Below are 18,550 nucleotides of genomic sequence, written 5' to 3' on the forward strand. Positions count from 1 at the left end.
TTATCCAGATGTTTTTTCTTTTTCTTTTTTCCGTGAGCGTTTTTGTTTCTCAAAGGGCAAGCTTTCCTGTCCTTTTTCTTTTTTCTCCTGTTTTTCTTGTTCGTCCACAATTTTCTGGAGATTTTCGGGCAAGGGTTCCCGCATCAGAATTAAGGTTTGTAGGGTTTGGAACACGTTTGCCAAGACAATATACATTAATACTCCCGCCGGAAGGGGGAAGAATAAGAACATCCCTGTAAAGAGAATGGGAGTAATTTGGCTGACTAGTTGTTGCTGGGAGTTATCCCCACTTTTGTTTTGCTGACCGGATAGTTGTTGGTTGGCATACAAACTAATTCCAAAGAAGATGACCATGCCGAGAATATCCCAGTGAATGGTACCGTCTTCACCTACAGCACCAACCCGACCGAGAGCATCAATAAAGAGGAAGCCTTCATTTTTGGCAACACCAGGGAGGCTCGCTTTCAAGGAAACTTCTCCGGGCGCGATCGCGCGGATTGTACCATTCTCTTCAATCTTAACGCGCTCTTCCCCCTTTACCACTTCTAGTTTCGGCGTTAAATTAGATTCGGTCTGAGTCGTTAACTGTTGGAGTGACTTTCCTTCTTCCGTTTGGAATTCTAATTGGGTGCTTTGCCCAACCCCCAAATTTTGGCTGGGCAGCACGCCTAAAATTTTGTAGTGAATGTCATCAGTAATATAAACATTTTCTGCCTTGGTCGTTAAAGTTTCGGGTTGTACCGACTCAATTTGCTCTTGGGGAAGAATCTGCATATCCACTGTGTAATCGACATCCGCAAACGGCGATCCCCGCAGGGTCGCAAATAAAGCAAATAAAATCGGCATTTGCAGAATCACGGGAAAACATCCCGCCAAGGGATTCCCATACTCCTTATAAACTTCGCTCATGGCTGCCCGTTGCTTTTCTGGGTCATCCTTATAGCGTTCCTGTACTTCTTTGACCCGCTTTTGCATTGCCGGCTGGGCAACTCGCATCCGCCGCATACTCCGGATTGACTTGGCACTCAAGGGGTAGAGAGCAAACCGAATCACCAGTGTCAAAGCAATAATTGCAAAGCCATAGCTCGGAACAATCCCGTGGAAAAAATCCAGGATTGGCAGCATTATGTTGTTAGAAATAAATCCGATCCCAAAATCCATGCGTCTTTTTCAGCGTCCTGCGCGTACTGTTTTCTCTGTTTTAATGTATCGAATCTTATATGATTCCGTTAAGGTCTTATTACCAATTTAACGAGTTGTAATTGCTTCTAAGGGTTTTCCAGTTTTCTTTGCCACTTTTTCTGCAATATAATCATGGATGTCTCGATAATGAGGCACTGCCCGCATTTCTAAACGGCTTTTATCATTCAAAGTTAAAATTAGGTCACCCCACAACCCAATCCCACGGGGGATTTTAACAATTTTAGTAATTTCTGTATAAACCACATCCGTGCGATCGCGCCCCCGCCAACCCCCAATTACCGAAAGTCGGCGGTCGGTAATTCGATAGCGTAACCACAAGGCCCGAACAATTGCTCCCACCGTAAACGGTAGAAAAATCACCGTTAACCCCAGTAACAGATTCAAAATTAAGTCCCCTTTGTGAGGACCCCCCTCATAATAAACGGTTTCTTTAATCCCCATATAAGACCTCTGACTTGATTAATAACTGCCTTAATTCTCGCAAAAAATCTTCATAGTTGCACTCCTGGGCATGTGATTTCACAATGACAACTATCTTCCAACCGCGAGGCAACTGAGGTAAAAGTTCTCGTACAATTGCTCGGAGCTGCCGTTTGATGCGATTTCGGACGACCGCCTTTTTGCTGACCTTTTGGCTAATCGAAATGCCAATTTTGGCAGGAGGGAGCGTTCCGTCTCCCTTTCTTGGCGAAATCTCTTGCAGGAAGCGAAGGACTAGATATTTTCCGGAACAGCGTCCCCCTTTTTGATAAACGGCTTGAAATTCATTGCGATGTCGCAGTCGATTGGCTTTGGGCAAGCTCACAATTAACCTGATTGCTGCCCTTAAACTGACAACCGCGTACGTCCTTTCCTTCTGCGAGCATTAATCACTTTTCTGCCATTACGGGTTCGCATTCTGGCACGAAACCCCGATTTGCGTTTTTGTTTTAAGCGGGTTCCCTGCAACGTTTGTTGAGCCATAGCTTGATTTCCTCCATTCTCAAATTCCAGAATTAGTATTTTAACAAAATTCAAAGACGGGGAGCGAATCGCCCCCCGTTACTTTATTCTGAAATTGGCCAATGGTTACTTAGTTTCTGAGAATTCAGCATCAATAACATCATCACCATCAGACTTACCACTAGAAGATTCGCTAGACTCATCACCGCTAGCCGCACCACTACCAGCTGCCGCATCCGCAGCTGCTGTTCCATCTTGTTGATAAACATTAGAACCAATGCTGTAGAGAACTTGTTGCAACTCAGGCATTAGCTTTTGAATTTGCTCATCATTTTCTTGAGAAACCGCTTCTTTCAGTTGACTGATGAGGTCTTCTGCTTTACTTTTCTCTTCAGCGGGAACTTTATCACCGAGTTCATTGATTTGCTTCTCAGCTTGATAAACCAAGGAGTCAGCTTGGTTTTTCCGCTCGATTTTTTCCCGACGTTCCTTATCTTCTTCGGCGTTTTTCTCGGCTTCGTTGACCATGCGTTCGACTTCATCTTCGGGAAGAGTCGAAGCACCCGTAATACTGATGGACTGTTCTTTACCACTCCCTTTATCCTTCGCCGTAACGTTAAGGATACCGTTGGCGTCAATATCAAAGGTCACTTCAATTTGAGGCACACCCCGAGGCGCTGGCGGGATACCGTCTAAGCGGAAGGTGCCAAGACTCTTGTTATCTTTGGCAAATTCCCGTTCCCCTTGTAGAACATGAATTTCGACATTAGTTTGCCCATCCACTGCTGTGGAGAAGGTTTCTGCTTTTTTGGTGGGAATGGTGGTATTGCGTTGGATCATCGTGGTCATAACACCGCCCAGGGTTTCCACACCTAAGGAAAGCGGGGTCACGTCCAACAAGAGAATATCTTTCACTTCTCCCGATAAAACGCCCCCTTGGATGGCAGCCCCGACAGCAACCACTTCATCAGGGTTGACACTCAAGTTGGGATCTTTGCCTAACTTCTGTTTGACCAGTTCTTGAATTGCAGGAATTCGCGTCGAACCCCCAACCATGACAATTTCATCAATTTTACTCTTGTCCAGTTTGGCATCTTTGAGGGCATTTTCGACGGGAACACTGCAACGGTCAATGAGATCTGAGCAAAGTTCCTCAAACTTCGCCCGCGTTAAGCTCATATCCAAGTGCTTCGGACCTTCTTGCGTCGCCGTAATAAACGGGAGGTTCACATCCGCTTGACTAACGCTAGAAAGCTCGATTTTTGCCTTTTCTGCTGCTTCGGTTAAGCGTTGCAGGGCTTGTTTGTCTTGACGGAGATCAATGCCTTCTTGATTTTTGAATTCTGCGGCAAGATGATCGACAATTTTCTTGTCAAAGTCATCCCCACCGAGGTGAGTATCACCAGAGGTTGCTAAAACTTCAAACACGCCATCGCCCACTTCCAGAATGGAAACGTCAAAGGTTCCGCCCCCTAAGTCAAAGACGAGAATTGTCTCATTGCTTTTTTTATCTAAGCCATAAGCCAAAGAGGCGGCAGTGGGCTCATTAATAATCCGTTTCACATCAAGACCGGCAATTTTCCCAGCATCTTTCGTTGCTTGACGTTGGGAGTCGTTGAAGTAAGCGGGAACGGTAATCACTGCTTCGGTAATGTCTTCCCCGAGGTATTTGCTGGCGTCCTCAACAAGCTTTCGTAAAACTTGTGCCGAAATTTCTTCCGGTGCAAACTGTTTATCCTGGTTGGGGCTTTCTAACTTAACATTACCATCGCTTGCCCGTTTGACTTCATAAGAAACCTCTTTTGCTTCTTCTTGAATTTCATCATATTTACGCCCAATAAACCGCTTAACCGAATAAAATGTATTTTGAGGGTTCATGACCCCTTGGCGTTTCGCAATCTGCCCAACGAGGCGATCGCCGTTTTTGGCGTAAGCAACAACAGAGGGGGTTGTCCGAAATCCTTCTGCGTTGGAGATCACTGTGGGTTTTCCCCCTTCCATCACGGCAACACAGGAGTTGGTGGTTCCTAAGTCAATACCGACTACTTTTGCCATAAGAGTATTTCTCCTTTACTGACTACAATAATTCACGCTTATTTTTTATCTGCTCTATCCTCCATGATGAGAGGCAAAAGCAGGCTTAATAAAGTGCAGGATACCGAACAAAGGGATGGCGGTTAGAAAAGGGGGACACTCACGATTTGCAGCAGGAGTTGGCGTTACTGAGGAAATGGGTCAATATTAAAAGTGATATTTTTGACTTGGTCAAATTGGGAAGCGGTTAATGAAACCCATCCCAGATAAGGCTAAACTAAGGGAGATTATTTTCCTACTTGACTCAATGCTTTGCTCTCACTCAGGAGCCAGAGATCACGGTTGGTGTTGAAGAATACACTTGCTTTGACCATTCGTTGAGAAGAGTAGGGAATCATGAAATTAGCATGATGTTTTCAATGTAAGGAGCAAGTTCAAGATGCAAAAAATACTGGTCATTGATGACAGCAGAATGATCAGAATGCGAGTCAAGGATATGTTGCCTTCTGATAATGTTCAAATTATTGAAGCTCGAGATGGGCAAGAAGGTCTTGACTTAATTCATTCCGAGCAACCGCAATTAATTATTTTGGATTTTTTACTGCCCAAGAAAAGTGGTTGGGAAGTGTATCAAGAAATCCATAAAAGCTCCGATTTAAGAGCCATTCCTTTAGTTTTAATGTCGGGACGGAAAGAGGAAGTTACTGAAAAAATTTCCGAGCCATTTGAAGAGTTTGCATTTGTGGAGAAACCTTTTGAACGAGAACAACTCGTCAAAGCAATTAAAGAGGCAAAAACTAAAGTGACTCGCAAAGCGAAGACAACTGCTTCTGCAGCACCAGCAGCATCAGGTCAAGATGGAGAAGAGGTTGCTGCTTTGAAAGCCCAAGTTGCTCAGTTAACTGAACAAGTCCAAACGATGCAAGGTCAAATTGATCAATTGCGCAAACAAATGCATCAATTGGTTAACTTTATCAAGAAGAAAATGGGTTAAGGAAGCCAATGGCGCCTCTGAAAGGGGACGTTGGCTAAGTGAAATTAGACTCAACTTAGTCCAAGTTAATTCAGGTGAGCATAATTATGAAAATCGTTTTTATTCTCAAAGTGTTTCTTTTTTCAACGGTCGTTTCTGTACTGATTAAGTTGATCGCTCCCTATGTTGAAAGTCAACCTGTGGGTTGGTTAGCCATTAGTATTGTTTTTACTCCGATTGTTGCCCTAGGTATCGTGTTATGGCAAAGATTTCTAAAATTTGAATCGTAAGGACTCATTACCATGACGCTTGGGAAATGGATGGGAGTGGTTGCCCTCACAGTTGCGTTATATATTCTGTGGCAAATTAAACAGCTCCTCTTACTTGTATTTACAGCAGTAGTCATTGCGAATGCCTTGAATCTGCTGGTAAAGCAATTTCAAAAATTGAAATTGCGACGGAGTTATGCTGTTTTTCTTTCCGTATTAGTTTTGCTCTCAGCCGCTATTACGTTTGTGTGGGTGATTGTCCCGCCTTTTTTTGAGCAGTTACAGCAATTAATCGACTTAGTTCCAAAAGGCATTAATCAACTCAATAGTTGGTTAAGTTTGTTAGAGGAAAGACTTTCGCCAGAACTTTTAGAGTTACTCCCGAACTTCACCCAAATCTCCCAACAGATTCAACCCTTATATAATCGTTTACTCGGAGGAGGTTTTACCTTTTTCTCTACCTCAGTGGGGATTATTTTGAATATTTTATTGGTGTTAGTTTTAACCATTATGCTTCTTGCTGACCCAACTCCCTATCGAAAAAGCTTTATTCGTCTATTTCCTTCCTTTTATCGTCGCCGGGTTGATGAAATATTAATCTTGTGCGAACAAGCGTTGCAAGGATGGTTAGTGGGTACTTTATTTAGTATTGTTTTCTTATTAGTGCTAAGTTTCATTGGGCTGTTATTACTCGATATTGATTTAGCATTAGCACAAGCGATGTTAACGGGATTATTAACCTTTATTCCGAACTTTGGTCCGGTTTTGAGTGTGATTCCGCCAATGGCGATCGCGCTGCTAGATGCGCCTTGGAAAAGTTTAGCCGTTTTACTCTTTTATATTGTTCTCCAACAGGTCGAGGGAGGGTTGGTCACGCCCTTAGTAATGGCACAACAGGTGTCTTTATTTCCTGCTTTTACGTTACTAGCACAAGTCTTTTTTGCCACATTTTTCGGATTTTTAGGGTTATTTCTTGCCCTCCCTTTAACGGTTATTTTGCAAATTTGGTTGCAAGAAGTTTTGATTAAAGATGTTCTTGATCGATGGGAAGTTAAATCTTAATGGGATCAATACTCACTTATGAAAAACTCACGCTCGCCCCTGAAATATCGAGTTGATAAATTTTTGGATTTAGCCGAACCAGAAGATGCAGTGGGTAAATATTTTGATATTTTTCTTCTGGGATTAATTTTTTTAAATTTAATTGCTGTTGCCCTAGAAACCGTTGACTCATTATTTGAACAATATTTTTTCTGGTTTCGAGCGTTTGATATCTTTTCCGTGGCTGTGTTCACGGTTGAATATATCCTGAGGGTCTGGAGTTGCACGGTCAAAGAATCCTATCGACATCCCCTTTGGGGACGATTAAGGTTCATGATTACGCCACTGGCTTTAATCGATTTACTTGCCATTATTCCGTTCTATCTACCACTCCTATCTCCTCAGATGCGAGTGGGTCGGGCGTTGCGGCTATTCCGATTATTTCGCGTCCTCAAGTTAAATCGTTATACGGATTCTTTAACAATTTTGGTGCAGGTGCTACGGTTAAAACAAGAGGAGCTTATTCTCTCCTTATTTGTATTATCCATTCTTCTCGCGATCGCGTCAAGTTTAATTTATTTTGCCGAGCATCAAGCCCAACCGGAAGCGTTTTCGAGTATTCCGGAAGCAATGTGGTGGGGAACCATTACTTTAACAACAGTCGGTTATGGTGATGTTTATCCGATTACTCTGATTGGAAGAATTTTAGGAGCAATTCTTGCTATTTTGGGGATTGGTTTATTTGCCTTGCCTGCTGGAATTTTAGCTTCAGGTTTTTCGGAAGAGTTACAAGCGCGTAAAGCCAAAAGAAAACAAGAAAATGCTAGTGTTTGTCCCCATTGTGGTAAAGCAATTCAGAAAGATTGATGAGTGTAATTGGCGGATTAATATCGAGTTTGCCAGTAGCAGCGATCGCGCTGATGACAGCGATGCCAAGTTGGGCGCTGCCTTTATCTTCGGGGGATCAGATTCGAGTTTTAATCCCTGAAGGAGAAGAATTTAGCGGAACTTACAAACTTGATGTTGAAGGGGAAATTAACATTCCCTATCTGGATCCGTTACCCGTGCGGGGCTTAGAACCAGAAATTGTGGAATTATTACTAACTCGGATGTTGATTGAAGAAGGATTTTTTCAGCCGGAGTTTCTACAAGTGAGCGTGCTGGTCTTAGAACGCGCCCCGGTTCCAATTACTGTCTCTGGTGCTGTTTTTGAACCCGGGCGAATCTTGATTAATAATCGCTCTCCTGAAGAATTAGCTAGTCAACAGAATCTTGTTTCTGGCGATAACCCACAAGGGCGTTATTTAACCTCAGCCTTACAAGCCGTAGGTGGGATACGACCGGATGCCAAATTGGATGAAATTCGAGTGATTCGAGGGCAGACTGTAGAGATATTTGACCTGTCTGGGGTGTTTTCTGGGGAGAGGGTTGAAGATATCCCCCTCATTAGCGGCGATCGCGTTGAAGTTCCCACCGTTGGCTATTTTCAAGATGAATTGGCTCGTCCGTCTCAAATTACACCACCAGGGATTCGGATTTTTCTGTCTAACTTGACAATTCCGGCTAATAGTAATGCCAACTCAGCCATTGGTCGTGATGCCACTCGTTTTCCCTATGGTTCCCGTTTATCGCAAGCGGTAGTTGCTGCCAACTGCGCTGGGGGAACCCAAGCCACCAATGCCGATCGCAAAGTTTTACTCGTAGGAACGGATCGGCTTACTGGCTTAACTCGTTCGGTTGAGCGCGATATTGAAACTTTACTCGAACAACCAGGAGATAGCAACGAAAATCCCTTATTGATGCCCGGTGATGCCGTTGCTTGCTATGATTCGACGGTGACAAATGCCCGAGATGTCTCCAGAACCATCACTGATATTCTATCGCCATTTTCGATTATTATCGATTGGATTTTTTAACTACAATACAGTTAGGAAGTTGAAGCGTGAGTGTAACAACGATGGTACAAGAACTGACCTCTGCTCCTGAAATTATTTACCCCGACAGTGATGGTCAACCGATGGCGGAGAATACGCAGCAGTTTCGTTGGATTGTCGTTATCAAAGAGAATCTAGAGTTACTGTTCGCTGACAAGGAAGAGGTTTTCGTGGCGGGGGATTTACTCTGGTATCCCATCGAAGGAGATAATAAAACACGCAGAGCACCAGATGCCATGGTCGTTTTCGGGAGACCGAAAGGGGACAGGGGGTCTTACAAACAGTGGGAGGAAGATAATATTGCCCCGCAAGTGGTCTTTGAAGTGCTCTCCCCTGGTAATCGCCTGACGGAAATGATGCAAAAGTTGGAGTTTTATGAGCGTTTCGGCGTTGAGGAGTATTATCTTTATGACCCTGAGCGAGTGGATTTAACCGGTTGGATTCGTTCAGGAGAGAACTTAAAGGTAATTGAGTCAATGCAAGGTTGGGTCAGTCCTCGTTTGCAAATTCGCTTTGATCTGAATCCGGATACCCTGGTTATCTACCGTCCCGATGGCGAAAGATTTTATACTTTTGTGGAGTTGGGACAGTTGCGCCAAGAAGCAGAAAATCGCGCTCAGGCAGCAGAAAACCGCGCTCAAGCAGCAGAGAATACTATTCAACAGGCAATTCCTCAGTTACTAGCGATGGGGCTTTCTCCGGAACAGGTTGCCCAAACTTTAAATATTCCAGTGGACAAAGTTCTGGAGACAAGGTGACTCTTGAGAGGGCGTAAGTCCATAGCAAACCAACTCTGCATTCCCACAAAAATGTCAGGTTTTTGCCGTTTGATCTGTAGTTTCCTTGCACTTTTTTAGTCAACCTTAAGGGTGAAACCCATAATCTGTCTTGGATTAAGCAATTTCTTCAGCAAGCCCTACAATACAGTTAGGAAGTTGAAGCGTGAGTGTAACAACGATGGTACAAGAACTGACCTCTGCTCCTGAAATTATTTACCCCGACAGTGATGGTCAACCGATGGCGGAGAATACGCAGCAGTTTCGTTGGATTGTCGTTATCAAAGAGAATCTAGAGTTACTGTTCGCTGACAAGGAAGAGGTTTTCGTGGCGGGGGATTTACTCTGGTATCCCATCGAAGGAGATAATAAAACACGCAGAGCACCAGATGCCATGGTCGTTTTCGGGAGACCGAAAGGGGACAGGGGGTCTTACAAACAGTGGGAGGAAGATAATATTGCCCCGCAAGTGGTCTTTGAAGTGCTCTCCCCTGGTAATCGCCTGACGGAAATGATGCAAAAGTTGGAGTTTTATGAGCGTTTCGGCGTTGAGGAGTATTATCTTTATGACCCTGAGCGAGTGGATTTAACCGGTTGGATCCGTTCAGGAGAGAACTTAAAGGTGATTGAGTCAATGCAAGGTTGGGTAAGTCCTCGTTTACAAATTCGCTTTGATCTGAATCCGGATACCCTAGTTATCTACCGTCCCGATGGCGAAAGGTTTTATACTTTTGTGGAGTTGGGACAGTTGCGCCAAGAAGCAGAAAATCGCGCTCAGGCAGCAGAAGATCGCGCTCAGGTAGCAGAAAATCGTGCTCAAGCAGCAGAAGGTACAATCCAACAAGCAATTCCCCAGTTACTAGCGATGGGGCTTTCTCCTGAACAGGTTGCACAAACTTTAAATATTCCAGTGGACAAAGTTTTGGAGAATCATTCTTGAGTTATTGATTTCTAGCTCACAGGCGAACAACTTCGGTTAGGATCACCATAGAGGAGGACTTTTTCTATGGCAAAGCGATCCCTAAAAGCGTCGGAGGTGGGACAAATCAAGGCAAAACGTGCCTTTGATCGAACTGGGTTAACTCAAGAAGCCCTCGCTTATGAAGTGGGGTTACAAACCCGACAATCGGTTTGGAAATTTTTTACGGGACGACCGATCGAGCGGTATATTTTTATTGATATTTGCTTTTTTCTTGGTTTGGAATGGCAAGAGATTACCGAATCGCCACAGCAAGCGCCTTCTGCCACAACTGAGGAAGTCTCAACTGTGGCTAATGATTGCGATGATTTAGTTAAGGTTGCGCGATCGCGCTCTCAAGATTCAATATTAGCCCGTTGCAGTCAGTTGCAATCGTCTCTGGATATGAGTCGTCCTCGTCCCTTAGAAGAAGTTTATACTGATCTTCAATTTCTGACTCGACCGAGTAATCAGAGATGGCTGGAAACTTCAGAAGTGGTTGCAACCGAGGAGAAACGAGCGAGTTTTTTGCGCTTTTCCGGAGAGATGGTTGGCGGTGATCGCTTGGCGGAAAGCACTGATAAAGTCTTTATTTTAGGGAAACCCGGGGCGGGAAAAACAACTTTTTTACAGCATCTGGCGACACAATGTATTCAGGGAAAATTCCGAGCGCAATGTGTCCCAGTTTTTCTGCAACTACGACATTGGTTCAATCAATCCCAAACCGAATTTAATCTTCTCAGCGCGATCGCGCAACCCTTGCAAAATCTTTCCTTATCGCAAGCACAAGTGGAAACCTTGTTGCGAGGAGGGAATCTTTTAGTGCTACTAGATGGGTTAGATGAAATTCCGAGTCAGCACGTACCAACAGTTGTCAATCAGATTCAAGCCTTTGCTCAAACCTATTATCAAAACCCTATATTCATTACTTGTCGCATTTCCAGCCAACTATACCGATTTAAAGGCTTTACCTACGTTGAAATCGCTGATTTTGATGCAACCCAGATTGATACCTTTGCTCAGAAGTGGTTTATCGCCAATTCTGGAGGAGAGAAAGCCAAAGCAACCCGCTTTCTTGAACAATTGCGACGGGACAATAATCAGCCGTTGCGAGAACTTGCCGTAACACCAATATTATTAGATTTGCTGTGTTCAGTTTTTGCAGAGCGAGATACTTTTCCTAAAAAACGATCGCGCTTGTATCAAGTGGGTTTAGATATTTTATTGAGTCGTTGGGATGAAGCGAGAGGGGTGCAACGGGAACAAGTGTATCGCCGTTTATCCGTATCACGAAAGTTAAAACTGCTGGTCAATATTGCCACTGCAACCTTTGAAAAAGGACATTATGCGTTTGAAAAAAATGAAGTGGTGCGCTTAATTGCTGCGGATTTGAAGACTTTAGCCTCAGAGAATACAGAAATTGTCCGTTTGAATGCAACCGATGGGGAAACTTTACCAAATTTTGAGACTGATCCAGAAACTTTATGGCGAGAGAGTGAATTAGTTCTCAACGCGATCGCGCTGCAACATGGTTTACTGGTAGAACGTGCCAAAGCAATTTATTCCTTCTCTCATATCACCTTTCAAGAATACCTAACCGCCCTTGGAATTGTCGCCCGCATGGATACAGTAGGCTTAAAAGAAGGTTCAGCAGCCTTAGCCAGTCGAGTTCATGATCCGCAATGGCGCAACGTTATTGCTTTAACAGGAAGTATGCTTCCTGAGGCAACCTTTTTACTATCAGGAATTCAACAAGAAATTAATCACATTCTAGAAACGGATTCCCAATGTCAAGCCTTTCTCGCCTCTCTCGATGAAAAGGTTCAGACCTTAAAAACGTCTTGTCAACCTGCAGCAGCCAGAGCATTTTATTTTACGTTATTTCAAGATCGAGATTTAAAACTTGCTCTTGCGATCGATAAAAATTTAGGAGAAGAACTCCCCTCTGAATTAGCATTAGATCGCACATTAGTTCGGGCTTTATCTATTGCTTCGAGTTTGGCAAAAACACCAAATATGGAGGAAATTCTAAATTTAGAATTCACCCTCGATATTGAACGTTCGTTTTCTCTCGATGAAACCACAAAACAATCTTTGCAATCTCTCAAATATCAACTTCCAGACTTAGAAATGGGACGAGAAAAATTAGAGCAATGGTGGCAAGAGAAGGGTCAAAATTGGGTGCAGCAATTCCAAGTGATGATGATTGAGTGTCGTGGAATCGGTCATGATTGGCAATTTACACCAGAACAACAGGATAAATTACAGCGATATTATCAGGGGAATTTATTTTTGATGGAATGTTTGCGGAATGAGTGTCAAATTGCACCAGAAATACAAAAGGAAAGTGAGGAAACGTTACTGCTCCCTAAAAAAGATGAATTAACTCGGTTATCATCAATTAATTAACAAACCTTGAAAACCTTCTTGTTCAAAATGACGATCAGTTGTTAAGGCTTCTGTTATTCCATGGTTTTGCATTAAAATAAAACTGACAGCATCACAAAGTGAATAAGTTTTATCTCTTCTTGCCATCAATAGCGTAATTGCCTTTCGATTTAATGATTCATCAACCCAAATAACTTCAATGTCTGGGTTTTCCAATAAGTCATTCATAAAATTCAAAGTAGGTAATCGTGGAAACCGTCTGACTTGAGCAAGAGCAATCAGTTCTGCAAAAACATAGCTATGAGTTAGACTTTGATTTGCTTGATTTAAGAGTTGAACAGCCTTTTTATGTTGAGGCTCATTTTTATGGAGGTAGCAAAGTAAACCTGATGTATCTAAAAGTAACACTTACTCTCCCAGATCATCCTTACTATCATAGGCTCTAGCTAAATCAGCATCAATTCCTTCGTTATCGATACCTGTTGCATAACCCAAATCAATTGAACCGGCATGACGACGGAAACGTTCGCGCACAGCTTCTTTTTCTGCAACTGTTAATGAACGTTCGGACTGATTACGACTGGATTGTTCCATAAGAGAAGAGACAATTAATTCTTGAACAGATAAACCAAAAACTTCGGCTTGCTGTTTGAGGCTGGTATAAAGTTCATCACTGAGTTCTAAACTTAAAATTTGACTCATGTTCTAACACCTTGATCTTGAAATAATTCAGAAATAAAAAACCCTTTTTTATAGGTTAACACTGGCTACAGGACTTCATAAATCACTGTTCTCTATGACTATCGCGAGAGCATCTGCTAAATCAGAAAAACGTTCTACATCTGACCACGATCGCGCTGTTTTTTGTTCTGCTTGTAATCCGCCCCAAATTTGCCCCTGCACTCGTATCGAAATCCTTAACAGGGCTTGCACACCTGCACTGTTAAATGAAGTTTTTAGGGCTGGGGGTAAGTCTGCGCTGGCGACATCATCAACTCTTACGATTCTCTCTTCTTGAGACAGCAAGGATAAGTATTTAAGAGCAGCACTTTCCCCCTTTGCTAACTCTGAATCAACCGCTTCGGCAATAATTTCTCCTTCTTTTTCTATCAGCACCCGATCTGCTTGGAGAGCTTCCTGTGCCATCACCATTATGGTCTGCAAATGTTCTTTTGGGGAATCCAACTGATTATTTTCTTTTCGCACCAACTCCCGGAAAAGGGCTTCCCATTTTGCCACTTGTCTGGCTTCTTTTAAGGTACGGTGTGCTGCTAATAAACGTTGCGCCCGTTGACGTAATACTCCCCAATGAATCGGCTTTGTAATATAGTCTGTTGCACCCGCAGCAAAGGCTTTATCTACAGATTCTTTATCATCTAATACCGTCACAATTAAAATCGGAATATCTTCCGCACCAAGCAGGTTTCGGGCGCGACGACAACATTCAAAGCCATCAATCCCCGGCATCACGGCATCAATCAGAATCATATCAGGCAGCGATCGCGCAATTTCGGCTAAACATTGCTCCCCATCATCGGCTAAAATGACCCGATAGCCTTCTTCTTCCAAGGCAAACCGCAAAAGTGACCGCGTAGAACGATCATCATCCGTTACCAAAATCACTGGGAGTGAAGCATTTTCATCCATTCGCAAGTTCCTGTCTTAAAAGTGCTTTGAGTTGATCGCGTTCGGTGTAAAGTTGATCTAATTGTTTCATTCCAGAAGTGACTTCGCCCGCTTGAGCCAAACGTTCTAACTCTGCACAGAATTCTGATAAAGCGATTCCTCCTAAATTAGCACTACTGGAACGGAGAGAGTGAGCCGACTTTCTGAGGGCTTCTGCATCGAGTTGCGCGATCGCGCTTTCAATGGCTTTGACTTGTTGCGGTAAATCTTCTAAAAACTCCTCAATCACTTGCGTTAAAATCTGATTGCCATGACTTCCGCCCATTTCCCGAATCCCATTGAGAATTTCATGGTCTAGAATGATTCTTTCGGGTTGCCCTTGCGTGGAAATAGAAGCATCCGCAATCTGACCACAGGCTCGCTTTAAGGCGGAAATCATTTCGGCTTGACGAAGAGGCTTTGTTAAATAATCATCCATCCCGACTTGGATGCAACGCTCTCGATGTTCTGAAGTCGCATAAGCAGTTAGAGCAATAATGTAGGGAGAAGCGAAATCACTGTCTCTGATTCGTTTTGTCGTGACAAGACCATCCATTTCTGGCATTTCCACATCCATGAGAATCACATCATAGACTTGACGACGTAAGGCAGCTAACACTTCTAGCCCATTCCCCACAACATCTGCTCTCACCCCATATTTTTGCAAGGTCAATAATGCAACGCGCTGATTCACTCGATTATCTTCTGCGAGTAGAACCCGTAGTGAAGAAAGGGCGAGATCCGTTTCCTCTCCCGAATTGAGTTCAGAATCAGATTCAATTCTGACTGCTTCCTTAACAATCGGGGCTTGAATGGTGAAATAAAAGATAGCACCCTCTCCTAATTCACTAGTAACCCAGATTTGCCCTCCCATTGCATTAACCAACCGTTGGCAAATGGCAAGCCCTAAGCCAGTTCCCCCGCGTTCTCGTGCAGTTGCTACCCCAGCTTGGCTAAAGGGGGCAAAAAGTCGTTGCTGTTGTTCTGGGGAAATCCCAATTCCTGTATCTTGAACCGCAAATTCAATTTCACAGGTTTGATCTTGGAAGGAACTTGCCTTTGCAAAAACTTGAACGCCCCCTTGATCCGTAAATTTAATCGCATTGGCAATCAGGTTAACGAGGACTTGTCTTAACCGTGTTGCATCAGACGCAATCATTGCCGGAACGGAGGCATCAATTGCTGTGGTGAGGGTGATTCCTTTTCCTTCTGCGGTGATATTCAGGATATTAACCGCTTCCTCAATACAGGATTTTGGGGGGAAAGGATAGGTTTCTAGCTCCAGTTTTCCCGCTTCAATTTTGGAGAAATCTAAAATATCGTTAATCGTCGCCAATAACGCATCCCCACTGGAGCGAATGGTATCTACAAACTCTTTTTGCTGTGGATCAAGAGAGGTATCGAGTAACAAACCTGTCATTCCTAATACAGCATTGAGAGGCGCACGGATTTCATGACTCATCATCGCTAAAAATTCATCTTTAGCACGATTCGCTGCTTCTGCTTCCTGCTTTGCCTGTTCCAAGGCTTGGCGTTGTTGGCGTTCTCGTTCCAGCAGTTGGGCTTGCGCAAGGGCAATTCCCACTTGTTCGGCTACGGCTTCAACTAACTCAATTTCTTCTTCACTCCAATCCCGATAGCGATCTGTCTGATGAAGACTGATGACTCCATTGGGTTTTCCTCCATAGGAGGTGCGAACGGCGAGTAGGGACTTGAGATTCATTTGCTGACACAAACCTGTTATCAACTGCAATCGGGGGTCTTGATCAACATTGGGAGACGCGATCGCGCGATCGTCAGCAAGAACTTGTTGCGCATGAGCGTTGCCTTGGATGGGAATGTTCCCAGCTAAGTGTGCAACCGACCAAGCTCCCTGCTGTAGAGACTCTGCCACTAAAGAGAGATGGGGATGAGGTTGGCTGCTATAAGTGTAGATATTGCAACGACTGACTCTCAAAGACTGACCCAGTTGCTCTACGGCGACTTGAAAAATCTGTTGCGGATCAAGGGAAGAGCGAATTTCACGGGTGATTCGTCCTAGGAGTAAGGAGCGTTGAAGTTGGCTTTTTAAGATGTCTTTTGCCTGTTGATGCTCTGTAATATCGCGATACTGCCACAGATGTCCCCGATATTCTTCCTCAACATGAATTGGAATATAATCTCGCTCAAAAACGCGACCGTCAACAAGGGTTAACTGTTCTCCTGCCACTACTTCTTGTGCGACTAAGAGGCGAGCAACCCCCTCTACAAATTTCTCCGGTTCAGTAAATAATCTTTTCGATTGCTCTGCTGATCGAGAACAATCTGTTCCCAGCAAAGCACTGGCGGGAGCGTCAATTCCGAACATTTGACAAAACTGCTGGTTGACCAAGGCAATCTGTCGGAACTCGTCTTCCACTATGACTCCCGCTTGCAAGTTCTCAATCAAAGCACTCAAACGGGAACTGGTGGTCTGCAATCGCGCTTGAGTTTGCTTTAAGGCAGTGATATCAATTCCGACAGAGACAATTCCTTGCCTATTTTGGTATTTGCGCGCTACCAAAAGATAATAGCGAGGTGCTCCTGCCATTTGGGTCATAATTTCGCAGGTCATTTCTCGCTGGTTAGTTGCAGCGAAGTCTCGAATCGCTTGTGCAAATTCTGAACTATTGCCAATGAAGCCGACTTCTTGCCCAATAAAATCATGGACTGATAAGTTCAATGCCTCGGCTAGTCTCTGGTTGACACCGATATAACGGCAATGACAGTCCATCCAAGAAATCAAACCCGGTACTGCATCCAAAACAGCGCGTAGTTGCTCTCTCGCTTCTTGAGCATTTTGGATATCCCAATTGACACACTCTTGCGCCAAGGCAGGTGATCGCATATTTTCTTGATTGATCGTTTCTCCCTTGGCTTCCCCTTGAGGTTGTTCTTGAGCTAAAGATTCGACTTGTTTGACTTCTACTAAAATTGCGCCGTTTCCCAGTTCAATCCCCGCTTGGCTATAGTGGCAATGGAGGCGAAGGAGATGATTTTTAATGAAAAATTCCCGTGTCTCGGTAATGATTTCTCCAGTCTTGAGTCGCTCTTGGTAACAAAGATAGTGATCGTATTTTTCTGGAAACAGGTGGTCTTGGCTTTTCAGCAATTGTTCTAGGTTTTCAACCTGCCATAAACGAAGGGTCGCGTCATTTGCCCACCGCAATTGCTTCTGAGTCAAATCAAAAATCCAAATTGGAGTCGTTAACCTGTTCAGGACTTCTAATTTTCCGAAACTCCAAGTTTTGTTGCGGTCAGTGCTCATAAATTCGGGACTAAGTGGGAATAATGTGAAATGGGGTGAGGTTCGACTGATTAGATTCTAGACAGAAGATTGGGAAGTTGACTGGAAACGTGAAAATTCTTCATTGGCTCGGCGATCAGGAAATGGGAGGCATCAAAACCGTTTTGGATAGCCAAACTGATTCTGATTTAACACAAAAGTATGAGATTCATGTCAGTAGCGGTCAAGTTTACCCGTTACTTCAGCAATGGCAACCTCAGATGCTAGTTATTCATAAAGCCTCGAATTGGCGGTGGCTTTTGAATTTATTCTGGCTGCGATCGCGCTTTCGGCAATTAAAAATTATTATTCAAGAACATCACTATTGCCAGGGCTTTGAACAATTTAATGTTCCTTTTCCCAACCGCTTTCGCCTGATGTTGCGTTTTTCTTATGCTTTAGTTGATCGTGTTGTTGCCGTTTCCCATGAACAAGGTCGTTGGTTAGAAGCCAATCAACTCCTTTCTGCCAAAAAACTCACTGTGATTCCCGCCAGCAGAAACTTAGATCAGTTATTAACCTTACCGTTACATACCGCTTCTTTTCCTCTACGCTTAGGCGCTTATGGTCGCTTTTCGTCTCAGAAGGGATTTGATATTTTAATTCGGGCAATGCGGGAGATTCAAGATGTACCAGTCACCCTTAAATTAGGAGGAATCGGGAGTCAGGAAGCAGAATTAAGACAGTTAGCCCAAGGATTGCCGAATGTTGAATTTGTGGGCGCGGTGAAAGATGTTCCGGCTTTTCTCAAAAGTCTTGATGCGGTTGTAGTTCCTTCGCGATGGGAACCTTGGGGCTTAACCTGTTTAGAAGCAAAAGCAGCCGGAAAGCTGGTTTTCGTCTCTGATGTGGATGGCTTAAAAGAACAAGCCCAAGACCACGGCATATTGCTTCCGGTGGGTGATGTGGAAAAGTGGGCAAGCGCGATCGCGCAACTTCCTCATCTCGATTGCCAAACTTTAGGGCAAAAAGCACGCTCATCCGTACAAAAGGCTTGGCAACAGCATCTTTCCGCTTGGGAACAACTGTTCACAGAATTACTTTCAGAATAAAGAGTTTGTTA

Annotated in this window: 18 protein-coding genes; 9 read left to right on the forward strand and 9 right to left on the reverse strand. The window is 43.8% G+C overall.

Annotated elements, in window-relative coordinates; translation table 11 throughout:
* The 5 genes from yidC to dnaK form a co-directional block, all read right to left on the reverse strand.
* Positions 1–1,161, reverse strand: a complete 1,161-nt coding sequence (gene yidC, locus GVY04_03275; GenBank protein ID NBD15183.1) for a membrane protein insertase YidC — start codon at positions 1,159–1,161, stop codon at positions 1–3.
* An 87-nt stretch (positions 1,162–1,248) separates the two neighbouring features.
* Positions 1,249–1,644 (reverse strand): PH domain-containing protein, encoded by a 396-nt coding sequence (locus GVY04_03280; protein NBD15184.1) that lies wholly within the window; start codon positions 1,642–1,644, stop codon positions 1,249–1,251.
* Positions 1,634–2,008 carry a ribonuclease P protein component gene (locus tag GVY04_03285; protein NBD15185.1) on the reverse strand — a complete coding sequence of 125 codons (375 nt, stop codon included), beginning with the start codon at positions 2,006–2,008 and terminating at the stop codon, positions 1,634–1,636. The genes GVY04_03280 and GVY04_03285 overlap by 11 nt, the downstream gene beginning before the upstream one ends.
* 20 nt (positions 2,009–2,028) lie before the next feature.
* Positions 2,029–2,166, reverse strand: a complete 138-nt coding sequence (rpmH, locus tag GVY04_03290; GenBank protein NBD15186.1) for a 50S ribosomal protein L34 — start codon at positions 2,164–2,166, stop codon at positions 2,029–2,031.
* Positions 2,167–2,271: 105 nt separating this feature from the next.
* Complete coding sequence (gene dnaK / locus GVY04_03295; protein ID NBD15187.1) at positions 2,272–4,200, reverse strand: molecular chaperone DnaK; 1,929 nt, start codon at positions 4,198–4,200, stop codon at positions 2,272–2,274.
* 418 nt (positions 4,201–4,618) lie between these two features.
* On the opposite strand from dnaK, the gene GVY04_03300 reads away from it, so the two are divergent.
* From GVY04_03300 to GVY04_03335, 8 genes are all read left to right on the forward strand, one after another.
* Entirely contained in the window at positions 4,619–5,173 is a 555-nt protein-coding gene (locus GVY04_03300) for a response regulator (protein ID NBD15188.1), read from the forward strand.
* Between the two features lie 86 nt (positions 5,174–5,259).
* Entirely contained in the window at positions 5,260–5,442 is a 183-nt protein-coding gene (locus GVY04_03305; protein ID NBD15189.1) for a hypothetical protein, read from the forward strand.
* A 12-nt stretch (positions 5,443–5,454) separates the two neighbouring features.
* Positions 5,455–6,483 carry an AI-2E family transporter gene (locus tag GVY04_03310; protein NBD15190.1) on the forward strand — a complete coding sequence of 343 codons (1,029 nt, stop codon included), beginning with the start codon at positions 5,455–5,457 and terminating at the stop codon, positions 6,481–6,483.
* An 18-nt stretch (positions 6,484–6,501) separates the two neighbouring features.
* A complete protein-coding gene (locus GVY04_03315; GenBank protein ID NBD15191.1) occupies positions 6,502–7,329 on the forward strand; it encodes an ion transporter in 828 nt (275 codons plus the stop codon).
* The gene (locus GVY04_03320; protein NBD15192.1) at positions 7,329–8,378 is read left to right on the forward strand and encodes a polysaccharide export protein; all 1,050 of its coding nucleotides are present in this window, start codon (positions 7,329–7,331) and stop codon (positions 8,376–8,378) included. Before GVY04_03315 ends, GVY04_03320 begins: the two co-directional genes overlap by 1 nt.
* 41 nt (positions 8,379–8,419) lie before the next feature.
* Positions 8,420–9,154 (forward strand): Uma2 family endonuclease, encoded by a 735-nt coding sequence (locus tag GVY04_03325; protein ID NBD15193.1) that lies wholly within the window; start codon positions 8,420–8,422, stop codon positions 9,152–9,154.
* Positions 9,155–9,353: 199 nt separating this feature from the next.
* Positions 9,354–10,112 carry a Uma2 family endonuclease gene (locus GVY04_03330; GenBank protein ID NBD15194.1) on the forward strand — a complete coding sequence of 253 codons (759 nt, stop codon included), beginning with the start codon at positions 9,354–9,356 and terminating at the stop codon, positions 10,110–10,112.
* A 66-nt stretch (positions 10,113–10,178) separates the two neighbouring features.
* Entirely contained in the window at positions 10,179–12,539 is a 2,361-nt protein-coding gene (locus tag GVY04_03335) for an NACHT domain-containing protein (GenBank protein ID NBD15195.1), read from the forward strand.
* On the opposite strand, the gene GVY04_03340 is transcribed toward GVY04_03335, so the two are convergent.
* The 4 genes from GVY04_03340 to GVY04_03355 all read right to left on the reverse strand — a co-directional run bounded on the left by GVY04_03340 (position 12,528) and on the right by GVY04_03355 (position 17,469).
* The gene (locus GVY04_03340) at positions 12,528–12,926 is read right to left on the reverse strand and encodes a PIN domain-containing protein (protein NBD15196.1); all 399 of its coding nucleotides are present in this window, start codon (positions 12,924–12,926) and stop codon (positions 12,528–12,530) included. The two genes, GVY04_03335 and GVY04_03340, sit on opposite strands and share 12 nt — an antisense overlap.
* Complete coding sequence (locus GVY04_03345) at positions 12,927–13,220, reverse strand: hypothetical protein (GenBank protein NBD15197.1); 294 nt, start codon at positions 13,218–13,220, stop codon at positions 12,927–12,929.
* Between the two features lie 75 nt (positions 13,221–13,295).
* Complete coding sequence (locus GVY04_03350; protein ID NBD15198.1) at positions 13,296–14,165, reverse strand: response regulator; 870 nt, start codon at positions 14,163–14,165, stop codon at positions 13,296–13,298.
* A complete protein-coding gene (locus tag GVY04_03355) occupies positions 14,158–17,469 on the reverse strand; it encodes a response regulator (GenBank protein NBD15199.1) in 3,312 nt (1,103 codons plus the stop codon). Before GVY04_03355 ends, GVY04_03350 begins: the two co-directional genes overlap by 8 nt.
* 89 nt (positions 17,470–17,558) lie before the next feature.
* On the opposite strand from GVY04_03355, the gene GVY04_03360 reads away from it, so the two are divergent.
* Positions 17,559–18,539: a glycosyltransferase gene (locus GVY04_03360; GenBank protein NBD15200.1), complete on the forward strand. Its 981-nt coding sequence runs from the start codon at positions 17,559–17,561 to the stop codon at positions 18,537–18,539.
* The last annotated feature ends 11 nt before the right edge of the window (positions 18,540–18,550 follow it).

The sequence above is a fragment of the Cyanobacteria bacterium GSL.Bin1 genome (assembly GCA_009909085.1).
Lineage (GTDB): Bacteria > Cyanobacteriota > Cyanobacteriia > Cyanobacteriales > Rubidibacteraceae > Halothece.